This window comes from Aggregatibacter sp. oral taxon 458 str. W10330 (assembly GCF_000466335.1).
Classification (GTDB): domain Bacteria; phylum Pseudomonadota; class Gammaproteobacteria; order Enterobacterales; family Pasteurellaceae; genus Aggregatibacter.
Map to the genome: position 1 here is coordinate 1 of NZ_KE952628.1, position 23,369 is coordinate 23,369.

The window sequence follows — 23,369 nt, forward strand, 5'->3', positions numbered from 1 at the left end:
AAAAAAATGTTTGATAGGTTAGAAAAAATACAATCTATGTAATTTAATGCAAATTTTCACCGCACTTATACTACAATCTAAGCGAATAGCAATTATGCTTATTGGCGGTTAAACTATTTCGTCTTCTTTGATACAATTTCTTCAATTATTCAGATTCCTATTTTTGAGGTTTGTTGTGACAAAATTCCATTTTCCAACATTTCATGAAATGTTTCCCGTAGAAAAACGCAAATTAAAATTATTGCGGGAATGGCTACGTTATCGGGTGCGCCGTTTGGTTTTTGCAACGCAATGCCGGGCGTTGGTCAATTTTATTCATGAAAATCCATTGTGGCAGCCGGTTTTTGTACAGTATCCTTATCGTGTGAATACGCTATTAAGCCAGTACTGTGATAAACACTTTAATGCGACACAGCGTTTAGACGCTATTAAGACCAATTTTGCCATGGCGGAAAAACACTTTGGTGTGGCGTTATGCGAGACATTAATTTCACAACAGCCGGTGTTGTTAGCTCAGTTAACGGATGAATTGGCGTTAAATTTAACACTCAACCATATCGATCCTTATGAAGGTTTTTTTGCTATCGCTTTAACCGATGCTAATCAACGTACGATTTATTCTGCCAGCTTTACATTTTTAACGGATAACCGTTTATTGATCGCCTCAATTCAAGGACCAAAAGGCGATGAAGCACAGGATTTAGTGCGTCAGGCGACAAAATTGCTGCATGGTGTTCGTCCGATGTTTATGTTGGTGAATGCCTTTAAAGTTTTTGCGGAGACGTTGAATTGTCGTTTGGAAGGCATTCCGCATAAACGTCAGGCCAAATATCGTTGGAATGATTCGGCAAAATTATTGTTTAACTACGATGAATTTTGGCAAGAAAATGAGGGTAAGTTGGCAGAAAATTATTGGCAAATTCCGACCGCACTTGAGCGTCGTCCTTTAGAAGACATTCAAAGTAAAAAACGTTCTATGTATCGCAAACGTTATGATATGTTTGACCAGATGACCGCTGAGATTCAATCCCTTTTGAAAGAGAAAAATCATGAATAAAATTATTACGGTTGACGGACCAAGTGGTGCAGGTAAAGGTACTTTATGTTACGCATTGGCAGAAAAACTAGGTTTTGCGTTGCTAGATTCCGGCGCAATTTATCGTGTGACGGCATTGGCCGCGTTAAAACGCCATGCCGATTTAACCAATGAAACCGAATTGGCTGATCTTGCCCGTCATTTGGATATTCAGTTTGTGCCGAAAAATGGTGAGGTGAATGTATTATTAGGTGGCATGGATGTCAGCCATTTAATTCGTACGCAAGAAGTGGCGGATGCCGCATCAAAAGTGGCAGTTTTTCCGCAAGTTCGTGCTGCATTATTACAACTTCAGCAGGATTTCGCCCAAAATGACGGTTTAATTGCCGATGGTCGCGATATGGGAACAGTGGTATTTCCTGATGCGCAAGTGAAATTATTTTTAGATGCGAGTGCGGAAGAACGTGCAAAAAGACGTTATAACCAGTTGCAAAATAAGGGGATTAATGGTAACTTTGCACAGATTTTAGCCGAGATAAAAGAGCGTGATTTGCGCGATAGAAATCGAGCAGTTGCTCCTTTAAAACCTGCTGAGGATGCGTTTCTACTTGACAGCACGACATTGAGTATCGATGAAGTGATTTATCAAGCCTTAAGCTATATTCAGCAACGTATTGATATTAAAGCTTAAATTTTTATGGTTTATTCAAGGATGGATAAACTTTATTATCAGCCCCACTTTTTATGGATTAGAAGTGGACGTTATTTACTTAAATTGAAGATTAATTATGACAGAATCTTTTGCTCAACTTTTTGAAGAATCATTAAAAGACCTTGAAACCCGTCAAGGTGCAGTTGTTAAAGGTACCATCGTTGCTATCCAAAAAGGCTTCGTACTTGTAGATACCGGTTCTAAATCCGAGTCTGCAATTCCTTCCGAAGAATTTTTAAATGCACAAGGTGAATTGGAAGTTCAAGTTGGTGATGTTGTTGATGTTGTGCTTAAAGCTGTGGATGATGGTTTCGGTGAAACTGTTGCTTCCCGTGCTGATGCAAAACGCAACGAAGCTTGGATTGTATTGGAAAAAGCTTATGACGAACAAGCAACTGTACTTGGTTTAGTTAACGGTAAAGTGAAAGGCGGCTTCACAGTTGAGTTAAACGGTGTTCGCGCATTCTTACCGGGTTCATTAGTGGATACCCGTCCAGTTCGTGACGCAGATCACTTACTTGGTAAAGAATTAGAATTCAAAGTAATCAAACTTGATCAAAAACGTAACAATGTTGTTGTTTCCCGTCGTGCAGTAATCGAATCTGAAAGCAGCCAAGATCGTGAAGAAGTATTAGCGAACTTGTCTGAAGGTGCTGAAGTTAAAGGTACTGTTAAGAACTTAACTGACTACGGTGCATTCGTTGATTTAGGCGGTGTTGACGGTTTATTACATATTACCGATATGGCTTGGAAACGTGTTAAACACCCAAGCGAAATCGTTAATGTTGGTGATGAAATCACTGTTAAAGTATTGAAATTCGACAAAGATCGTACCCGTGTTTCTTTAGGCTTAAAACAATTAGGTCAAGACCCTTGGGCGGCAATCGCTGAAAATCATCCAGTAAACAGCAAATTAACCGGTAAAGTCACTAACTTAACTGACTACGGTTGTTTCGTTGAAATTTTAGACGGTGTTGAAGGTTTAGTTCACGTTTCTGAAATGGATTGGACTAACAAAAATATCCACCCATCTAAAGTGGTTAGCTTAGGTGATGTAGTTGAAGTGATGGTATTAGAAATTGATGAAGAACGTCGTCGTATTTCTTTAGGTTTAAAACAATGTAAACCAAATCCATGGACTCAATTCGCGGAAACTCACAACAAAGGTGACAAAGTTGTTGGTAAAATCAAATCTATCACTGACTTTGGTATCTTCATCGGTTTAGAAGGCGGTATCGACGGTTTAGTCCACCTATCTGATATTTCTTGGAATGTTCAAGGTGAAGAAGCGGTTCGTAACTACAAAAAAGGTGATGAAGTTGCCGCAGTTGTATTACAAGTCGATGCAGTGAAAGAGCGTATTTCTTTAGGTATCAAACAACTTGAAGAAGATCCATTCAATAACTTCGTTGCTATCAACAAAAAAGGTGCTGTATTAAATGCAAAAGTAGTTGAAGCAGATGCAAAAGGCGCTAAAGTTGAATTAGACGGCGGTGTTGAAGGTTACATTCGCGCAGCTGATTTAACTCATGAAGTTGCTGTAGGCGATGTTGTTGAAGCAAAATACACCGGTGTAGATCGTAAATCACGTATTGTTCACTTGTCTGTACGTGCAAAAGATCAAGCTGAAGAAGCGGCCGCTGTAGCAAACGTGAATAAGCAAGAAGAAGTTGCTATTCCAAATGCCATGGCTGAAGCTTTCAAAGCAGCTAAAGGTGAATAATTCACTTCATTAATAAACCGGCATAGCAATATGCCGGTTCATAAAAAGTTAGGAGAATGGTATGACAAAGTCAGAGCTTATTGGGCTTTTAATGCAAAAAAATAATAGCCTTTCCCTGAAACATATCGAAGAAGCCGTCAAAGCCATTTTAGAGCAAATGTCATGCGTATTAGAAAATGGCGAACGTATTGAAGTCCGAGGATTTGGTAGCTTTTCTTTACACTGTCGTCAACCTAGACTTGGGCGAAATCCTAAAACGGGAGAACAGGTTCAATTAGAAGCGAAGTGCGTACCCTATTTTAAAGCGGGCAAAGAGCTAAGAAAACGCGTTGACGTTTATGCATAATTTATTTCACTAACTTTCATTAACGACACTTTTAAGTGTCGTTTTTTATGCTCATTTTTGGCATAATGAGCAACAACTTTATTTTAAGGAGAAACCAAATGATTAAATATATTTTGGGATTAATCATTATCTTGGCTATCATCTTAGTTGCTGTTACCGTGGGAGCAAATAACGATCAAGTAATTACCTTTAATTACATTTTTGCACAAAGCCAATTCCAACTTTCTACCTTAGTCGCTATTTTATTTGGCTTAGGGCTTATCCTTGGTTGGTTTATCACAGGGGTTTTCTACCTTAAGTTAAAATTAAAAAATATTGCATTAAATCGTCAAATAAAACGCCAAACTCAACAAATCAATGAATTAACGACCAGCAGAGATAAGGCTCCTCAATAATGCTTGAACTACTCTTCCTTCTTCTACCGATAGCTGCCGCGTATGGTTGGTATATGGGGCATCGTAGCGCCAAAAAAGATCAGGAAGATATCAGTAATAAACTCTCCCGTGATTACGTTGCTGGGGTTAATTTTCTTTTAGCCAATCAAACTGAAAAAGCTGTTGATTTATTTTTAGATATGCTACAAAAGCAGGAAAATGAAAATGAAATTGACAGCAATTCACAATTTGAAGCTGAACTTACCTTAGGTAATTTATTTCGTTCTCGAGGTGAAGTGGATCGCGCATTACGTATCCATCAAGCTCTTGATAGCAGTCCTCATTACACATTCGAACAAAAGTTATTAGCTAAACAGCAATTAGCCCGAGATTTTATGGCAGTAGGTTTTTTTGACCGCGCCGAACACCTTTATATTTTAATGGTAGATGAACCGGAGTTTGCTGAAGGCGCACTACAACAGCTTGCGCTTATTTATCAGAAAACGAAAGAATGGAAAAAAGCCATTAATGTTGCGGAAAAATTAGCCAAAATATCACCCAATAGCCATCAAATTGAATTAGCGCATTATTATTGTGAGTATGTCAAAAATCTCCCTGACGAAAGTAAAGAAGATCCAAAACAAATTTTGTTACAAGCCCTCACCGTTTCTCCAACTTGCGTACGCGCCTCTATGATGCTGGCAGAATTATCCATCAAACAGAAAGATTACCAAAGTGCGGTGCATTTTTTAGAAAATATTTTAACGCAAAATCCTGATTATATTGGTGAGGTCTTGCACCGTTTAAAATTCTGTTATCAACAACTCAATCAACGGGATAATTTTGAATTATTTCTCATTAAGGCAAGCCGTGAAAAGAATAACAGTGCCGTTGCATTAATGTTAGCGGACTTAATTGAAGAAAAAGACGGTCGCGCCGCTGCACAACTCAAACTTTACCAACAATTACAGCAAAATCCGGCAACCCCTATTTTTCACCGTTTTATTCAATATCAAATTGATGACGCAGAAAAGGGCCGAGGAAAAGACAGCTTGATCTTGTTACATAAAATGGTAGGAGAACGAATTAAACAAACGTTTGGTTATCGTTGCAGTAATTGCGGTTATCAAACACACAAATTAATTTGGTGTTGTCCTTCTTGCCGCCAATGGGAAACGATTAAACCGGTTAGCTCAATTGAGCATAATTAAATGCTAGCCTGCGTGTTTATAAGGAGAAAACTATGACGAATAAAGTCATCATTGCATTAGATTACGAAAAAGAAGCCGACGCATTGGCATTGGTTGATCAGCTTGACCCACAAACCTGTCGCTTAAAAGTCGGAAAAGAAATGTTTACAACCCTTGGTACCGGATTTGTAAAACAACTACATAGTCGCCACTTTGATGTTTTTCTGGATTTAAAATTCCATGACATTCCAAATACAGTGGCAAGAGCGGTTCGTTCTGCCGCTGATTTAGGTGTTTGGATGGTGGACTTACACGCCAGTGGCGGTTTGCGCATGATGGATGAAGCGAAAAAAATCCTTGAACCTTACGGTAAAGAGGCGCCTTTACTGATTGGAGTAACCGTGTTAACCAGCATGGAAGACTTGGATTTATTACAAATCGGCATTAATTCCTCGCCAATGGAACATGTTATTCGTTTGGCACATTTAACACAACGTGCCGGATTAGATGGTGTGGTATGCTCCCCACAAGAAGTTGAAATTTTGCGTAGTACCTGTGGACCGGATTTTAAATTAGTTACCCCGGGAATTCGCCCTATCGGCACAGATTTTGGCGATCAACGTCGTGTCATGACACCGGCTGCCGCAATTCGCTCCGGTGCAGATTATTTAGTGATTGGTCGCCCAATTACGCAAGCTAAAAATCCGGTTGACGTTTTAAATGCGATTAACGCTTCCATTGCGTAAATTATTATGACGAGTCATTTAGTTTATTCTACCGAGAGTGGACGGATTAAAGCTGATAAACCACAAGCGCAAATTCCCCAAGGGGATGGCATTGTACGTATCCAGTTGCAAAAAAGCGGACGCAAAGGCAATGGTGTCAGTATCATCACCGGATTGGGGCTTGCTGAAACCGAATTAAAATTGCTTGCGGCAGAGTTTAAAAAACGTTGTGGTTGTGGAGGTGCTGTAAAAAATCACACCATTGAAATTCAAGGGGAAAAACGTGATTTACTGAAACAGTTACTGGAACAAAAGGGTTATAAGGTAAAATTAGCCGGCGGTTAACCCTCTATTCTTTAAAAAACATCTCCATATTTAAAAAGAGAAAGCACAAAATGCTAACGTTTTGTGCTTTCTTTGCTTTCTAATATTTCTAATATTTCTAATATTTCTAATAAAGAGACCTTAATCAATTGAGGTGTTCTGAGGCTTATCTACAACGTTCTAATACATTAGCTAATTTGCCCTAAAATTCACCGCACTTTTTGATCATAAAAGGCCTCATTACGATTTAGGTATATCAACACCTGAAGCCAGTAGATCTTGAATATCTGATTTTAAGACATCGGCTTTAGGCCCGTAAATGGCTTGAATACCTGAACCTTTTACAATAAAGCCCATTGCACCGGCTTGTTTCCAACTCGCCTCATCTCCGACTAAATCAGGATTATGCACTGTGATACGTAAACGTGTCATACAGGCATCCACCTCAGCAATATTGTTGCGTCCACCGAGAAGATTGATGATTTGTACTACTTGCGCACTAGCATTTGCGACTTTTTTCTCCTCAGCAGCAGGCGATTCGTCAGTGCCTTTCGCATCGTAGTTGCCGTTACGACCTGCTGTGGCTAGATTGAATTTCTTAATCATGAAATTTGCGATGACAAATGACAACACAGCAAAAAGACCGGAAACCCAAATGAAATTAACCAGATCCATGCCAATACCCGCTTTAATCGCCATTGGCGTACGGGTTAAAAATTCAATATTCCCAAACGCATGAACCCGTAAATTCACAATGTCTGCCATGGCAAAGGCACAACCTTGCACAACGGCATAAACAAGGTAAAGCGGTAATGCAACGAACATAAACATATATTCGATAGGCTCAGTAACACCGGTTAAAAACACCGCAAGGGCAGAAGAAAGGAAAATCCCTTTATAGAGGGTTTTCTTATCTGGATCAACATTGAGATACATCGCTAACGTAATCCCCATGAGAATACCACTTGAACCAATCATTTGCCCCACTTTAAAACGTGCTGGGGTAACATGAGTGAGCAGTTCATTATATTGTGCTAAATCACCGGAATCTTTCAGGTTGATTAAATCACTGATCCAAGCGAGCCATAAAGGATCTTGTCCAAAAACTTGCTTACCTTGTTGTACTCCGGTTAAAAATTCATAGGTACCGCCCAATGATGTGTAGTTCATAGGAATGGTAAGCATATGATGCAGCCCAAATGGTAATAAAAGACGTTCTAATGTGCCATAAACAAATGGGGCTAAGATCGGCGCAGAACTTTGTGAATTCGCAATCCACTCTCCAAAATGGTTTATACCGGTTTGTACTAAAGGCCAGAATAACGCCAAAATAATCGCAACGAATACGGAACGATAAATGACAACGAAAGGAACAAAGCGTTTACCATTAAAAAAGGTCAACACCTCTGGTAGTTTACGGAAGTTGTAGTAACTATTAAAGGTTGTTGCGCCTACAAAGCCCGCAATGATTCCCACAAAAACGCCCATATTTAATGCGGGTTGTCCAAGAATATTCACAAAATAATGTGCCACCGGAATATCACCTGCAAATAGCGTGCTCACATGCGCCGTTGGGTCGGTTAACATTTCAACTTTTACGCCGAAAAAATTTCCCGTAATTAAGTTAATGAGAATAAAGGCAAGACCTGCGGCAAATGCACCACCCGCACGTTCATTTGCCCAACTACCACCAATCGCCAAAGCAAATAAGAGATGTAAGTTACCAATAATCCCCCAACCAATTTGTGCAATGATATGACCGATGCGAGCCAGCCATTCAGCATCACTCATTAATGGTAATGAGTTACCGATACTCACCATTAAACCTGCAGCAGGCATTACGGCAATCACGACCATCAGACATTTGCCAAATTTTTGCCAAAATTCAAAACTGAGCAATTTTTTCATATGTGTTCTCCTACAAAATGAGCTCAACGTCTAAACCGAAATGATCGGAAACGACCGGTTTATTTTTACCATTAAAAATCACCTGACTTGATAAAACCTGTTTCGGTTGATTTAAAAAAATGTAATCTAAGCGCTTTTCTTCGCTGTGGCCATTCCAACCATCAATGGCTTTCTCAACGGTAATTCCGCTGTCTTTCTGTTCTGCTATATCAAATGTATCAAGCAAACCTAAACATTTAATTTTCTGATACGCGACAGGATCGCTGATAGCATCTGTATTAAAATCCCCCATCAGAATTTTAAGATTTTGACTTTGATTGCGTTCCACGATGGTACGAATATTATCCAGTTGGTCTTCCCCTTCGCAATTCGGTAAGTTGATATGGCAGGAATAACAATCCACAAGCTGCCCTTGATACTCTACTGTTAACCCCAGAATTTTACGGGAAAGAATAGAGTCGGCACATTGATGGTGGCTGCAATAAAAGGCATCTACCTCATAAACCGGCAATTTGGTTAAGAATGCGATACCCTCATCATATTTGTCATAGCCAATATGCGAATTGCTCCAAAACAGTGAATATTTTTGTCTCACTCGTGGATTAATTTTATTCAACAACACCACACCGTAATTATCTAGCTTTAATGCTTGAGAAATCGCTGGGGATGACATTAATTGATTCACTTCTTGCAAAGCGATAATGTCATAACCCTTTTCAACAATAGTCTCGGCAATAACATCCATTTTTTCCGCTTGGTTATCTTCTAACCAAGCGTGTGTATTTAGGGTGAGCAGTTTCATCGATTCTCCCCCTTTAATCCTCACAATGCCAAATATCAGCGTTATATTGTGCAATGGTGCGATCAGATGAGAAAAATCCCGCTTTCGCAATATTATGAATCACTTTTCTATTCCAGCTATCTTGATCTTCATAATCCGCTAAAATGTGTTCTTTTGCTTTCACATACGCATCAAAATCAATCAAGGTCATAAACCAGTCTTTATTAAGCAATTCATCATGCAGACGTTTTAAACGCGTTTTATTACCCAGTTTCACTAGCGTAGAATCAAGGATAAAATCGACCGCTCTTTTAATATATTTATCCTTTTCATAGTAATCTTTCGACACATAACCGGCAGTTTCATACAGCTTGATAATGCTTTCAGCATCCTTACCAAAAGTATAAATATTTTCTGCGCCGGCTAATTCTGCGATTTCGACATTTGCACCATCCATGGTGCCTAAAGTTAATGCACCATTCAGCATAAACTTCATATTGCCGGTACCGGATGCTTCTTTTGAAGCAAGGGATATTTGTTCTGAAATATCTGTTGCCGGAATCAATTTTTCCGCCACGCTGACATTATAGTTTTCCACCAAATACACGTTTAAATACTGATTCACATCCGGATCGTTATTGATTAACTCAGACAAGCAAAGAATTAAATGAATAATATCTTGTGCAATCACATAAGCCGGTGCGGCTTTCCCACCAAAAATCACGGTAATTTTACGTTTCGGCAGTTTACCTGCTTTGATTTCAAGGTATTTATGAATTACATAAAGGGCATTCATTTGTTGGCGTTTATATTCATGGAAACGCTTAATTTGCGTATCGATAATCGAATTCTCATCCAATTCAATCCCTTTATTTTCTTTTAAATAGGTTTTTAGCGCCAATTTATTCTTGAATTTAATTTCCGCTAATTTTTGATGTACTTTTTTATCATCCTTAAATGCAAGCAATTTTTCTAATTTCGTTGCATCATGTAAATAATCATCGCCAATTAACTCTTTAATATACGCCGCTAATGGTTGGTTAGAAAACTCTAACCAACGGCGGAAGGTAATGCCATTTGTCTTATTATTAAATTTTTCAGGATATAACGCATAGAAGGCTTTCAGTTCAGAATTTTTCAAAATCTCTGTATGCAATGCGGCAACACCATTAACGGAATTTGAGAAATGAATATCCATATGCGCCATATGAACACGTTTTTGCTCATCAATAATGTGTACTGCGCTATCGTTATATGCTTTTTTGACCAATTTATCTAATTTTTTGATAATTTTAACCAAATGTGGGACAACTTCTTCTAAATAAGCTAAAGGCCATTTTTCTAATGCTTCAGCAAGAATCGTATGATTAGTATAGCCCACCATATTACGTACAATCTCTACCGCTTCATCAAATTTGATCTGATGTTTTTCTGTTAGTAAGCGAATTAATTCAGGAATGACCATGGATGGGTGAGTATCATTGATTTGCACGTAAGCATAGTCAGCCAAATCATGCAAATTACTGCCACGCGCAATGGCTTCATCAATAAGTAATTGTGCCGCATTAGATACCATAAAATATTGCTGATAAATACGTAATAATTCTCCATTTTTATCTGAGTCATCCGGATAAAGAAATAAAGTCAAGTTCTCTTGAATATCCGTTTTATCAAATTCAATGCCTTTTTTAATTAAATGATAATTCACTGATTGAATATCAAATAAATTAAGGTAATTTTTACTTTCTTTCTTGTAACCTAAAATATCAATGCGATCTAATTTTGAGGTTAACGTAAATTTTTTAAACGGCACTTCATAATGAATATCGGTGGGAATTAACCAAGAATTCTCTTCAATCCAATGGTTAGGTTCCGCATATTGTTCATTTTTCTTGAAGACCTGCTTAAATAAACCGCAGTGATAGTTTAATCCTACCCCTTCTGCATTTAGGCCAAGTGTAGCCATTGAATCAACAAAACAAGACGCTAAGCGACCTAGCCCCCCATTCCCCAAAGAGGGTTCCGGTTCAATATCCTCAATATGACTTAATGATTTTCCTGCCTGTGCCAGCTCATCTTTAATTTCTTGATAAATTCCAAGATTAATTAAGTTATTAGAAAGTAATTTACCTATCAAAAACTCTGCAGAAATGTAATAAACTTTCCGTTTTCCATTATTTTTAGGTTTATCTGCGGCAAGATGTTTAATGTAGTTTAGCAACTGAATATAAATTTCTTTATCGCTGAGCTGTTCTAATGATTTATTTGTCTCATTTTTCACATAGGTACTCAATTTCATCATGTTTTCTCCCTTATTTGCACGGTGATATAATGTTGTCACCTGTCTTAAAAAGTCTTTTTTCGCTTGCGTTAAATCGCTTGGTTGCATACGCCATTCCCAATTTCCACCAATTGTTGAAGGCGTATTCATTCTTGAGCTAGCCGGTAACGCTAAAATATCCTGCATGGTGGCGATGGCAATATGACTAACCGTGGCAAAAAGCTGGCGAATCATTGCTTGGCAAATTGATTCATCATGACGGCGATGTGTATAACTGTTGATATATTGCTGTTGCTCTAGCGTTAGGCCGTTATACCATCCTTGCGTCACATCATTATCATGTGTCCCGGTATAAACAATGCTGTGAGGAATACAATAATGCGGACTATCTAAACTTTCACCGCTCACATCTTCAAAGCCAAACTGCAAAATCTTCATGCCGGGATAATTGCAATCTGTCAGTAATTTCCGGGCTTTATCATCAATATTTCCTAAATCTTCAGCAATAATTGGCAAATCGCCTAACTGCGCTTTAATTGCTTTAAATAAATCATATCCCGGGCCGGGTTGCCAGCAACCATATTTGGCAATGTCTGCTTTGCCATCCACTTGCCAATAATCGGAGAAGCCCTTGAAATGGTCAATACGAAGAACATCATAAATCTTGAAGCTTTCTTCGATACGATGAATCCACCAAGCATAATGTTGTTTTTTGTGCGCCTCCCAATCATAAAGCGGATTGCCCCACAGTTGCCCCGTTGCACTAAATTGATCTGCCGGCACGCCGGCAACAAAACGAGGATTCCGTTCTGCATCTAATTGGAATAATTCCGGTTTAGTCCAGACCTCAACACTATCTGCAGCGACATAAATCGGCATATCACCAATAATCTGAATCCCTTTCCTATTGGCATAGGCTTTTAATGCCTTCCATTGTTGAAAGAAGAAATATTGCGTAACCTTAAAATACTGAATTTTTTCTTTCAGCATGGCTCGGTATTTCTCAAGTGCTTTTGGTTGGCGAGCAATGAGCTGTTTATCTTCCCATTTTTGCAGCGCTTTATTACCGAAATGTTCTTTAAATGCCATAAACTCGGCATAATCATCTAACCAAGTGCGGTTATTTTTTTCAAAGTTTTGAAAGTCTGAGCGGAAAGCGTCTTTGGTTAGGAAATTTTTGACGGCAATTTCAAGAATAGGACGGCGTGCATGAAAAATGCGTTCATAATCCACTTTAGTCAGATCCTCTCCAAAATTCACGGAAGCATAGTCTGATGTGTTTAATAATCCCGCTTGGGCCAATAAATCAAAATCAATAAAGTGTGTATTACCGGCAATCGCTGAGAATGATTGATACGGAGAATCGCCATAACTCGTTGTGGTCAGCGGAAGGATTTGCCAATAAGTTTGTTTGGTTTCCACCAAAAAATCCACGAAATCATACGCAGATTGACCAAAGCTCCCAATACCAAATGCGTTTGGAAGCGAAGTAATGTGCATTAAAACACCACTTGAACGTGTAAACATAGTCTCTCCTTTCAGAAGCAAAGTGTCTGCCGATTCTAAACGAAACTCATATTTATGCAACAACATTTACGTAAGAGTTACAACGTTTCCGAAATATTGTGATAATTATCAAATTTATCCGTATAAGTAAGCTAATTTGTGTTATGCTATTCCGTATCAGAAAAGGGAATTAAAGAAACAATGAGTAAATACCGAAAAGTTTACAATGATATAAAAAACCAAATTAATCATGGTGTTTTAGCACCAAAGCAAGAATTACCGAGTGAAAGTGAACTCATGCAACACTATGGTTTTTCGAAAGATACGATTCGCAAAGCCCTTTCATTACTGGAAATGGATGGCTACATTCAGAAGCAACAAGGACGCAACTCCATTGTGCTTGAACACAATCTCTCCACCCCTCAAATCCTGTCTGAAATTAAAACCGTTGGTGAACTTAACCGCCCTTTAACCCATCAAGTCAAAACGACATTGACAAGTCTATATATCGTGCAAGGCGAAGAGACATTGATGCGGATCTTTAACGTCGATGATCAAATGGATTTTTACCGTATCGGCCGTGTGCGCGAAATTGACGGCGAGGCCGTGGAATACGAGGTTTCCTACTTTGATCGCCGTATCGTTTCTTTTATTAACCGAGAGATCGCAGAACAATCTATTTATCACTATTTAGAAAAGGAATTAGGTCTCAAAATCAGCCATTCCCAGCGAGAAATCGTTTTTCGCTATGCGAATGAAGAAGAAAAAAATACAATGGATCTCAATGAATATAATATGGTGGTTAACGTCGCCAGCACCACCTATTTATCCGATGGTCGCCCATTTCAGTATGGCAGCATTAGTTATCGTCCCGACAAAATTGCCTTTACTTCAATCGCCAAACGCCATGCATCCTAGTTTTTCGTCATACCGTAAAGTGCGGTCGGCTTTTAAAATATGTTAAAAACTGACCGCACTTTGATCTGTTTCGCCCAAATGCCCGGTTTCAAAAAAATGCCCCGCCTCGAAAGCCAAACTCAGGCATAAAATACTACGCACGCTATGGCGCAAAACCTCAAACGCCCTCTAACATTTCTTGTGCATTCGCTAATACGGCATCCGTAATTTTACTTCCGCCTAACAATTTTGCTAATGCCTTGATCCGTTGTTGTGGAGAAAGTGCGGTCATTTTTGTTTCCGTTTTTTGATCAACGGTCGATTTTTCAACGGAGAAATGATGTGTTCCATGGCAGGCGACTTGCGGCAAGTGGGTAACACAAATGACTTGGCATTTTTCGCTGAGTTTTCTTAATAATTTGCCGACCACATTTGCTGTGGCACCGCTAATACCGACATCAATTTCATCAAAAATTAATGTTGGGATGGCGGTTTGGTTAGATGCTTGTACCTGAATGGCTAAGGCAATGCGAGAAAGCTCACCGCCGGAAGCAATTTTGGCGAGCGGTTGAGCGCTTTGACCTAAGTTACTTTGTAGGGTAAAAATCGCATTATCTGCACCGTTTGCATTTATCTTGTCATAGTCACTATGCAACTCAATAAAGAATTCTGCGTGTTCCATCGCTAATTGTTTGATGGATTTGGTCACTTGCTGTGCGAGTTTTTGCGCACCCAATTGACGGCTTTGATGAAGTGCGGTCGCGGTAGCAAGCATTTTTTCATGAGCAGCTTGTTCTTGTTGAATGAGCATTTCTTCACTGCTGGAAAAATCTTCCAATTCATTCAATTCCGCTTTGAGGCGACGGTGTAATGCTACTAAATCTTGTGGTTTTACATTGTGCTTGCGCGCTAATTGCACGGTTTGTCCTAGGCGTTGTTCAATGTCTGCCAACAATGTTGGATCTTGCTCAATATTGCTGCTTAACGACTGAATTTCATTGGTGGCTTCTTGCACTTGAATCAATGCTTCATTTAATAGATTTTGCACGTCGGTATAACGATTATCTAACTCGCAGAGTTCACTTAAATGTTGCACTGCGCGATAAAGCAACGAATCTGCGCTGACCGTTTCATTTTCACTTAATAATTTCAAAACTGATTGGGAAAGCTGCGTTAATTCTTCACTATTGGAAAGACGAAGATGATCCGCTTCTAATTCCTCGTATTCATTTTCTTTTAAATTAAACTCATCTAATTCACTCACTTGATATTGCAGAAGCTGTTTTCTCGCTTCGTTTTCCGCACATTTTTGTTGGAAGGTTTTGACTTGATGTTGCAAATTGCGCCATGTTTGATAATCAAGGCTCATTTGTTGTAAAAGTGCGGTATGTTGACAGAAATTATCGACTAACTGCAGTTGGTAGTCGTTTTTCAGTAAACGTTGCGAGGCGTGTTGTCCATTAATTTGAATAAGATGTTGTCCGATCTCTTTTAATTGGGCTGCCGACACCGGAATGCCATTAATGAACGCTTTAGAGCGTCCGTCATGATTAATAATGCGGCGTAAAATGCAGTCTTCAGGATTGTCAGGATCCTGCAATTCGTTTTCTTGTAGAAATTGGAAAGCCGGATTTTTTTGGTTCAAATGAAAAGTCGCGCAAATATCAGCGCGCTCTTGACCTTCCCGTAACATGGAGGCTTCTGTCCGTTGTCCGAGACAAACACCTAGAGCATCAATGGCAATGGATTTTCCCGCGCCGGTTTCCCCGGTGATGACGGACATTCCTTGCAATAATTCAATATTTAACTGACGAACGATAGCAAAATTATTAATGGTGAGTTGGGTCAACATAAGCAAATCCTCTTTACTGTATGTTTGTCAGTATATTACTGTTTTAATATACAGTAAAGAGGGTTTGTTGATCTTTAAGAAAAGTTACGCAACCAACCTAATTTGGAACTTAATACTTTGTAATAATTGTAGCTTTTGAGGTGCAGTAAACGGAGAGGATAGTCACATTTTTGAATGTGGATAATATCATCAGGTCCGAATTGGAGCGCAACTTGGCTGTCACAACCTAATTCTAATTGAGAGGTGTTGTATTCTGCAAAGCGAATAGAAATTTTGCTATTTCCATCCACTACGAGCGGGCGCGAAGACAAGGTGTGCGGAAACATCGGCACCAATGCGATGGCATTTAATTGTGGGGTTAAAATCGGGCCACCGGCGGAAAGAGAATAGGCGGTTGAACCGGTGGGTGTTGAAATAATTAAACCATCGGAACGTTGAGAAAACGCAAATTGATCATTGATATGCACATGAAAATCAATCATATGCGCAATTTTTGCAGGGTGAATCACTGCCTCATTGACGGCAATACTGCTGGCGATAATTTCATTGTCGCGTTCCACGCAGGCTTTCAAGAGGAAGCGTTCTTCTACAAAAAACTCGCCGTTTTCCAAGCAGGCTTGTAATTGGGAATAGGCGTTTTTCGGGTCAATGTCCGTTAAAAAACCTAAATTGCCACGGTTGATGCCAATAAGCGGAATATGATATTCGGCTAAAATGCGGGCACGACCCAACATATTGCCATCTCCGCCAATCACAATGGCAAGCTGGGCAGATTGGCCGATTTCTTCTAAGCTGGCTAAATGTTTTGGCGGAAGCTCAATTTTTTTACCGATGTCTTGCTCAACCAACACGTGATAACCGCGTTCAATTAACCAAAAAAACAGGTTTTTATGCATTTGTAGGTTGATATCATTTCTCGGTTTACCAACTAATGCAATGGTTTGAAATGAGGTATGCAACGTTTGCGGTTTTGCCGAATTTAACGTGTCCATATTGTTTTTACACTAACTTGAATTCAATGAATTGGGCACTATATTACAACAGAAAGCCTTTTACTCAAGTGGTAAATGCGGCATTTTTTGTTATAATCGCCTAACTTTTATTAATTGGAGAATGACTATGGCAGACGAACAAAAACAAGAAAAAAACGAAGAATTAGAACAAGATCTTCAATCGCAAGAAGTGGATGTTGAAGAACAAAAAAACACGGAAGATCCTTTGGAAGAAGCTATCGCACGCGTACAAGAATTAGAAGCGCAATTAGCGGAAACCGCAAAAAAAGAACAAGATTTATTGTTGCGTACTCGTGCTGAAATCGACAATATTCGTCGTCGTACAGAACAAGATGTTGAAAAAGCGCATAAATTTGCGTTAGAAAAATTTGCCAAAGACATTTTAAACACCATTGATAACTTAGAACGTGCCCTAGCCACCCCGGCAAACACGGAAGATGAAACCGTTAAAGCTTTGTTTGACGGTGTAGAGCTAACATTAAAAGAATTATTGGCGACGGTTGCCCGTTTCGGCGTTGAACCTGTAGGCGTTGTCGGAGAGGTTTTCAATCCGGATCTCCATCAAGCCATTTCTATGCAACCGATGGAAGGCTTTGAAACTAACCAAATCACCACGGTCTTGCAAAAAGGTTACTTGCTTAACGGTCGCGTGATTCGCCCGGCAATGGTGATGGTTGCGGCGTAAGTTAGCCTAATCACTTCCTCCTTTTCCTTATCCTGCTATCCTGTGGGGGTATTTCCCCCATTAAGGATAGACATAGATGATCTATCAACACAAAGAATAAAAAGGGATTGCAAGGTCTCGATAAACACCTATAATACAATTGCTCATGTATTAACGTTTAAAGGATGATGCTAAAGAAATGAAAATATAAGCATCATCAATCGATTTTTGGCGGCAATAATATAGCGAATCTACCTGATTCCATACCGAACTCAGAAGTGAAATGCCGTAATGCCGATGGTAGTGTGGGAATTTCCCATGTGAGAGTAGGTCACCGCCAAGCTTTATTAAATTGATATCACTTCTTTCAACCTTTTATGAAAAGGCGTTGTAGTGCTGTCAGTTTAATATTAGGGCGCTGTAAATAGCCTATCTGGAAGGCATAAATAATTACTGATGCAATGAAATTGTATTCGCGTAATAAGCCAACTACAGGTATGTTTATTTAAACAGCAATCGTATATCACTCACGTTGGAAATTACTATGATATCGGCTGTCTCTAAACAGCTTAAGGATGAGCTAGCACCAATTATTGGTGACGTAAAGATTAAGAATCTCTTTGCAGGATATGGAATTTTTTATTCAGAAATGATGTTTGCTATCTACCAAAATGGTAGTTTATATCTTAGAGCGGAGGATGAATTAGCGCAGTACCTTGAATCTTTGGGGGCTGCGGCATATTCAAGAAATCCAGACTGCTCGGATGTTTTAGTCTTATATCATTATTATCAATTACCTCTGGCTGTTCAAAAAGATAAAGCACGATTAGGTCACCTAATTAACCTTTCTTTGAAGCAAATTCAAACGAAAAAGTTGACTGAAGCGCTTGCTAAAAAGTCAAGGATCAAGGAGCTTGCTAATCTCTCTATCAAACACGAAAGATTACTGGCTAAGATTAATATCTACACGGTGGATGAATTTAGATCATTAGGTGCAACCAATAGTTATGTTAGGTTAAAAAAACTTGGCATCCCTATTAACATTGACATGCTTTGGCGTTTTGCTGCGGCATTAAAGAATAAACATGTGCATTTATTAACAGAGAAGGAAAAACATACCCTCTTTGCCAGAGTAAATGAGTTGCTTGAAGCAAATGGCTTACGCAAAATTAAACGCTAACGATCAATGAGTTTTATTGTGATAAGCTAATGCTTGTATCAGAAAAGAAAAGAGTTGATGTGTTCAACTCTTTTTTTCTATCTAATATAACGGAATTTAGCAAACAAAAGGTTTCTGAGAAAATATTTTGCTATAGAGAATAAAGTTTTGTAAAATGCGCGCTTAATTAACCGGATTCAATGTAGAACTGTTTGGTTCGCCAAGCAGCATTTTCATAGTTTAACTAATAGAGGAATATCATTATCAAAACCGTAAAAAAAGCACCTGCAGTAAATCGCCCTAATCGCATTAATGACGAAATTAGAGTAAAAGAAGTTCGCTTGATTGATCAGGACGGCGAGCAAGTTGGGGTTGTTGCGATTCAACAAGCATTAGAAATGGCGGAAGCCGCAGCTTTAGATCTTGTAGAAATCAGTCCGAATGCGGAACCACCGGTGTGTCGCATTATGAACTACGGTAAATTCCTCTACGAAAAGAGCAAAACAGCGAAAGAACAGAAGAAAAAACAAAAAGTGGTGCAAGTGAAGGAAATTAAATTCCGTCCAGGCACAGATGAAGGGGACTACCAAGTTAAGTTACGTAGCCTAATCCGCTTTTTAGAAGATGGCGATAAAGCCAAGATTACAGTACGTTTCCGCGGCCGTGAAATGGCTCACCAAGACATCGGTTTTGATGTATTGGAGCGTGTAAAAAATGATTTAGCCGATATTTCTGTGGTTGAATCTGCGCCGGGGAAATTAGAAGGTCGTCAAGCAGTTATGGTATTGGCGCCTAAGAAAAAATAATTTTTTGTTCAGATTTCATCTGAATAACGGAATTTTCACTTCGGTGAAGATACAACGGTACATTGGGCACACTACGCAGCCTAATGACGTTTGAAAGGGGCAATTTTAAATTGCCTTGATTGGAAATAATCAGTGCCTACAAGTAATCGCCTTAAAACGGTTCGCCTGATTATGTTATTTAAACTTAAAAATGCGGAGTTATTTAACAATGCCTAAAATTAAAACAGTACGCGGTGCTGCTAAGCGTTTCAAAAAAACTGCTTCTGGTGGTTTCAAGCGTAAACAATCTCACTTACGTCATATTTTGACTAAGAAAACAACAAAACGTAAACGTCACCTACGCCATAAATCTATGGTTGCTAAGTCCGACTTAGTATTAGTAGTCGCGTGCTTGCCATACGCATAAGCACAAACGTACGTCAGTTCATTTTAGTTAAAATATTACATAGGAGATTAAATAATGGCTCGTGTAAAACGTGGTGTTATTGCAAGAGCACGCCATAAGAAAGTTCTTAAGGCTGCTAAAGGTTATTATGGTGCACGTTCACGCGTGTATCGCGTTGCTTTCCAAGCAGTGATCAAAGCTGGTCAATACGCATATCGTGACCGCCGTCAACGTAAACGTCAATTCCGTCAATTATGGATTGCGCGTATCAACGCAGCGGCTCGTCAAAATGGTTTATCTTACAGCAAATTCATCAACGGCTTGAAAAAAGCGTCTGTTGAAATCGACCGTAAGATCCTTGCTGATATCGCCGTATTCGACAAAGTGGCATTTGCTGCATTAGTTGAAAAAGCAAAATCTGCACTTTAATTCGTTAAAGTTTAGATAAAAATTAGGACGCTCTCGAGCGTCCTTTTTCATTTAATGCGCACTAATAGCAATCAATATCGTAAAAATACGTCAGCACAGGTCAATAAGAGACAAAAACACAACCTCACACTTAACCAAGCATGAGGTTATATTTAAACCATAAAGGCTTATTTCGCAATACGTTTATATTTCATGCGGTGTGGTTGAAGGGCTTCAGCACCGAAGGTTTTCTTCTTCCATTCTTCATAATCGGAGAAGTTGCCTTCATAGAAGGTTACCTTGCCTTCATCACCGTAGTCTAAAATATGGGTCGCGATACGGTCTAAGAACCAACGGTCATGGGAGATAACCATAGCACAGCCTGGGAATTCTAAAATCGCATTTTCCAATGCGCGTAAGGTTTCCACATCAAGGTCGTTGGTCGGTTCGTCCAGTAACAATACGTTACCGCCGGCTTGTAACAATTTTGCTAGATGCAAACGACCGCGTTCACCACCAGAAAGTTCACCCACGCGTTTTTGCTGATCCACGCCTTTGAAGTTGAAGCGCCCTACATAAGCACGGCTTGGAATTTCAAAGTTGCCGATAGTTAAAATATCTTGTCCGTTGGACACTTCTTCCCACACGGTTTTCTTGTCATCCATGGCATCACGGAATTGATCTACGGAGGCCAACACGACAGTTTCACCTAAAGTAATAGAACCGGAATCCGGTTGTTCTTTGCCGGAAAGCATGCGGAATAAGGTCGATTTACCCGCACCGTTTGCCCCGATAATCCCAACGATAGCGCCTTTTGGAATGCTGAAAGACAAATCATCGATTAAAGTGCGGTCGCCGTAGGATTTACTTAAATGCTGCACTTCAATGACTTTATCGCCTAAGCGTGGACCTGGTGGAATAAAGAGTTCGTTGGTTTCATTACGTTTTTGATATTCGCCGGAATTAAGTTCCTCAAAACGCGCCATACGCGCTTTGCTTTTTGCTTGACGACCTTTTGGATTTTGGCGTACCCATTCCAATTCTTTCTCAATGGATTTTTGGCGGGCAGATTCTTGCGCTTGTTCTTGCGCCAAACGTTTTTCTTTTTGCTCCAACCAAGAAGAGTAGTTGCCTTCCCAAGGAATACCTTCACCACGGTCAAGCTCCAAGATCCAACCGGCAACGTTATCTAAGAAGTAACGGTCGTGGGTAATTGCCACTACAGTGCCTTCGTAGTCGTGTAAGAAGCGCTCTAACCATGCAACGGATTCTGCATCCAAGTGGTTGGTCGGTTCGTCTAATAACAACATATCCGGTTTTTCGAGCAATAAACGGCAAAGTGCCACACGACGGCGTTCACCCCCGGATAAATGCTCGATTTTGGCATCCCAGTCCGGCAAACGTAATGCATCAGCAGCGCGTTCTAATTGGTTATCTAAATTATGCCCGTCGTGTGCTTGAATGATAGCTTCCAACTCCGCTTGCTCCGCGGCAAGTTTGTCGAAATCTGCATCAGGATCGGCATATAAGGCATAAACTTCATCTAAACGCGTTAACGCACGTTTAACTTCACCCACGGCTTCTTCAATCGCTTCACGCACAGTTTGTTGCGGTTCAAGTTTTGGTTCTTGAGGAAGATAACCGATTTTAATGCCGGGTTGCGGACGTGCTTCCCCTTCGATTTCTTTATCAATGCCCGCCATAATGCGAAGCAACGTGGATTTACCTGCGCCGTTTAAGCCGAGCACACCAATTTTGGCTCCCGGGAAAAAGCTTAGGGAAATATCTTTTAGAATATGACGTTTCGGCGGAACCACTTTGCCTACTCGGTGCATCGTGTAAACGAATTGTGTTGACATAATTTTTCTCTGGTTAAGGGAAAAGTGCGGTCATTTTTATTGATGTTTTGACATACGGAATGACCCTAAAGAAACAATAAATCACAAAGATTATTGCCATAATTCAGGTGGCTCATTCTACTTGATGTTTGCTGTTGTGCCAATTTCCATTCATGTTTTAGTCGTGTTTTTGGCACAAAAAAAACCTCTCCGAAGAGAGGTAGGAAAGTTGTTTAGCTATTATGATTATTTTATTTAGGAACTTTATGAATATCAAGCAATCACTTGATTTTTAAGATAGTACATTAAATTGAGTCATCATTAAAATCAGAAAAGATTATTTTTTGATATAAATCAATAAAATGATCAATTGATCATTTTTCTCACCAGTTTTAGCCAGTAACTAATCTATAAATAAGATATCCAGCTTTCTAGATTAGCCTAGGGGGAATATAAAAATTTCTATCTAATTAAGAGATTTAGAACCCTTTTAGATAAATTATCTCCCTTTTCCAATTTTCTACTGGTTTATCCATTTAAAACTACAGCATTCTTAGGATATGAATTTCTAACTGTTAGACTAGTTCATACATACCGACTACAAAAAACCACTTTCAAGTATTGAAAGTGGTTTAGCTTTACCTAGTTTATAACAAAAATATTTAACAAAACTTTAAATGAGACTACCATTCAAAATTTATACCAGCATTATAGCTTGCACCGCCACCGTTCGCACTAAATGACACTCCAGCCTTAGCTGCAATATTTTCATTAAAACGATAACCAGTACCTACTGCTAGTGCTGTTTTAGATTTATAGCCACCCACAGCCGCACTCATATTTACTTTGCCTACATTGTACGGTTGGAATAACCCGCTTAATGCGGCTTGAGATGCTAAGCCATTTTTTACTTCTTTATCTAAATCATTTACACGACTATCAAGTTGATCAATACGTGCGCTGTTACGGTCAACCTTAGTTTTTAAGGCAGAGATATTCTTTTGTTGCATAGATTTTAACTGAGCGATATCAGCTGTATTAGCTTTAATCATAGTCTCATTTTTTATCACAGAAGTTTTATCAGCTTTACTTGCTAACTCTGCCTTATCAGCTTTGCTTACTAGCTCAGTCTTGTCAGCTTTGTTTGCTAACTCTGCCTTATCAGCCTTACTTGCTAGCTCTGCCTTATCGGCTTTGCTTACTAGCTCAGTCTTGTCAGCTTTGCTTGCTAACTCTGCCTTATCAGCTTTATCTGCTAATTTACTATCAACATAAGTTTTGTTCGCTTTAGTTTCAATCATGCTGTTTTGAGCACGGATGTCTTGAGTATTTTTTTCAACTTTAGCAGCATCTAAGAAACTTGATGTATTCTTTAATTTTTCAATTTCAGCAGTATTGGTATCAATATCATCAGACATGTTATTGACATACTCAGTCACAC

The 23,369-nt window shown here is 39.3% G+C and carries 21 protein-coding genes and 1 rRNA gene; 15 read left to right on the forward strand and 7 right to left on the reverse strand.

Features of this window, described 5'->3' with window-relative positions; translation table 11 throughout:
* Nucleotides 1-208 precede the first annotated feature (208 nt).
* The 8 genes from HMPREF9065_RS00305 to yciH all read left to right on the forward strand — a co-directional run bounded on the left by HMPREF9065_RS00305 (nt 209) and on the right by yciH (nt 6,451).
* Complete coding sequence (locus tag HMPREF9065_RS00305) at nt 209-1,057, forward strand: VirK/YbjX family protein (RefSeq protein ID WP_021617102.1); 849 nt, start codon at nt 209-211, stop codon at nt 1,055-1,057.
* Nucleotides 1,050-1,727, forward strand: coding sequence for a (d)CMP kinase (gene cmk / locus HMPREF9065_RS00300; RefSeq protein WP_021617103.1), 678 nt, complete (start codon nt 1,050-1,052; stop codon nt 1,725-1,727). The genes HMPREF9065_RS00305 and cmk overlap by 8 nt, the downstream gene beginning before the upstream one ends.
* 97 nt (nt 1,728-1,824) lie before the next feature.
* A complete protein-coding gene (gene rpsA / locus HMPREF9065_RS00295) occupies nt 1,825-3,471 on the forward strand; it encodes a 30S ribosomal protein S1 (protein ID WP_021617104.1) in 1,647 nt (548 codons plus the stop codon).
* 61 nt (nt 3,472-3,532) lie between these two features.
* A complete protein-coding gene (locus tag HMPREF9065_RS00290) occupies nt 3,533-3,817 on the forward strand; it encodes an integration host factor subunit beta (protein ID WP_021617105.1) in 285 nt (94 codons plus the stop codon).
* Nucleotides 3,818-3,915: 98 nt separating this feature from the next.
* Nucleotides 3,916-4,212, forward strand: a complete 297-nt coding sequence (locus HMPREF9065_RS00285; protein WP_033002809.1) for a LapA family protein — start codon at nt 3,916-3,918, stop codon at nt 4,210-4,212.
* Nucleotides 4,212-5,402, forward strand: coding sequence for a lipopolysaccharide assembly protein LapB (lapB, locus tag HMPREF9065_RS00280; RefSeq protein WP_021617107.1), 1,191 nt, complete (start codon nt 4,212-4,214; stop codon nt 5,400-5,402). The genes HMPREF9065_RS00285 and lapB overlap by 1 nt, the downstream gene beginning before the upstream one ends.
* A gap of 32 nt (nt 5,403-5,434) precedes the next feature.
* Nucleotides 5,435-6,127, forward strand: a complete 693-nt coding sequence (gene pyrF / locus HMPREF9065_RS00275; protein ID WP_021617108.1) for an orotidine-5'-phosphate decarboxylase — start codon at nt 5,435-5,437, stop codon at nt 6,125-6,127.
* A 6-nt stretch (nt 6,128-6,133) separates the two neighbouring features.
* On the forward strand, nt 6,134-6,451 hold the full coding sequence (gene yciH, locus HMPREF9065_RS00270; RefSeq protein WP_021617109.1) for a stress response translation initiation inhibitor YciH: 318 nt from the start codon (nt 6,134-6,136) through the stop codon (nt 6,449-6,451).
* Nucleotides 6,452-6,670: 219 nt separating this feature from the next.
* On the opposite strand, the gene HMPREF9065_RS00265 is transcribed toward yciH, so the two are convergent.
* The 3 genes from HMPREF9065_RS00265 to malQ are packed head-to-tail and all read right to left on the reverse strand — an operon-like array spanning nt 6,671 to nt 12,927.
* A complete protein-coding gene (locus HMPREF9065_RS00265) occupies nt 6,671-8,338 on the reverse strand; it encodes a PTS transporter subunit IIBC (protein ID WP_021617110.1) in 1,668 nt (555 codons plus the stop codon).
* Between the two features lie 10 nt (nt 8,339-8,348).
* Nucleotides 8,349-9,140, reverse strand: coding sequence for an endonuclease/exonuclease/phosphatase family protein (locus HMPREF9065_RS00260; RefSeq protein ID WP_033002810.1), 792 nt, complete (start codon nt 9,138-9,140; stop codon nt 8,349-8,351).
* 13 nt (nt 9,141-9,153) lie between these two features.
* The gene (gene malQ / locus HMPREF9065_RS10045) at nt 9,154-12,927 is read right to left on the reverse strand and encodes a 4-alpha-glucanotransferase (protein WP_084422209.1); all 3,774 of its coding nucleotides are present in this window, start codon (nt 12,925-12,927) and stop codon (nt 9,154-9,156) included.
* 180 nt (nt 12,928-13,107) lie between these two features.
* Between malQ and HMPREF9065_RS00255 the strand changes: the two genes are divergently transcribed.
* Complete coding sequence (locus HMPREF9065_RS00255; RefSeq protein WP_021617113.1) at nt 13,108-13,824, forward strand: UTRA domain-containing protein; 717 nt, start codon at nt 13,108-13,110, stop codon at nt 13,822-13,824.
* 157 nt (nt 13,825-13,981) lie between these two features.
* Here the strand turns inward: HMPREF9065_RS00255 and recN are convergent, their stop codons facing one another.
* Both recN and HMPREF9065_RS00245 read right to left on the reverse strand, forming a co-directional pair.
* Nucleotides 13,982-15,655: a DNA repair protein RecN gene (gene recN, locus HMPREF9065_RS00250; RefSeq protein ID WP_021617114.1), complete on the reverse strand. Its 1,674-nt coding sequence runs from the start codon at nt 15,653-15,655 to the stop codon at nt 13,982-13,984.
* 74 nt (nt 15,656-15,729) lie between these two features.
* Nucleotides 15,730-16,647, reverse strand: a complete 918-nt coding sequence (locus HMPREF9065_RS00245) for an NAD(+) kinase (protein ID WP_021617115.1) — start codon at nt 16,645-16,647, stop codon at nt 15,730-15,732.
* Nucleotides 16,648-16,774: 127 nt separating this feature from the next.
* Here HMPREF9065_RS00245 and grpE point away from each other — a divergent pair, with 127 nt between their 5' ends.
* The 6 genes from grpE (at nt 16,775) to rplT (ending at nt 20,111) form a co-directional block, all read left to right on the forward strand.
* The gene (gene grpE / locus HMPREF9065_RS00240) at nt 16,775-17,353 is read left to right on the forward strand and encodes a nucleotide exchange factor GrpE (RefSeq protein WP_033002811.1); all 579 of its coding nucleotides are present in this window, start codon (nt 16,775-16,777) and stop codon (nt 17,351-17,353) included.
* Between the two features lie 206 nt (nt 17,354-17,559).
* Nucleotides 17,560-17,675, forward strand: a 5S ribosomal RNA gene (rrf, locus tag HMPREF9065_RS00235).
* Nucleotides 17,676-17,879: 204 nt separating this feature from the next.
* Entirely contained in the window at nt 17,880-18,512 is a 633-nt protein-coding gene (locus HMPREF9065_RS00230; RefSeq protein WP_051264491.1) for a TfoX/Sxy family DNA transformation protein, read from the forward strand.
* Nucleotides 18,513-18,754: 242 nt separating this feature from the next.
* Nucleotides 18,755-19,297: a translation initiation factor IF-3 gene (gene infC / locus HMPREF9065_RS00225; protein ID WP_081456132.1), complete on the forward strand. Its 543-nt coding sequence runs from the start codon at nt 18,755-18,757 to the stop codon at nt 19,295-19,297.
* Between the two features lie 208 nt (nt 19,298-19,505).
* Nucleotides 19,506-19,703, forward strand: coding sequence for a 50S ribosomal protein L35 (gene rpmI / locus HMPREF9065_RS10050; RefSeq protein ID WP_005542274.1), 198 nt, complete (start codon nt 19,506-19,508; stop codon nt 19,701-19,703).
* Between the two features lie 54 nt (nt 19,704-19,757).
* Nucleotides 19,758-20,111: a 50S ribosomal protein L20 gene (rplT, locus tag HMPREF9065_RS00220; RefSeq protein WP_005596075.1), complete on the forward strand. Its 354-nt coding sequence runs from the start codon at nt 19,758-19,760 to the stop codon at nt 20,109-20,111.
* Between the two features lie 167 nt (nt 20,112-20,278).
* Here the strand turns inward: rplT and ettA are convergent, their stop codons facing one another.
* On the reverse strand, nt 20,279-21,949 hold the full coding sequence (ettA, locus tag HMPREF9065_RS00215) for an energy-dependent translational throttle protein EttA (RefSeq protein ID WP_033002812.1): 1,671 nt from the start codon (nt 21,947-21,949) through the stop codon (nt 20,279-20,281).
* A 662-nt stretch (nt 21,950-22,611) separates the two neighbouring features.
* Nucleotides 22,612-23,367: a YadA C-terminal domain-containing protein gene (locus HMPREF9065_RS10405; protein WP_021617119.1), complete on the reverse strand. Its 756-nt coding sequence runs from the start codon at nt 23,365-23,367 to the stop codon at nt 22,612-22,614.
* Between the last annotated feature and the right edge of the window lie 2 nt (nt 23,368-23,369).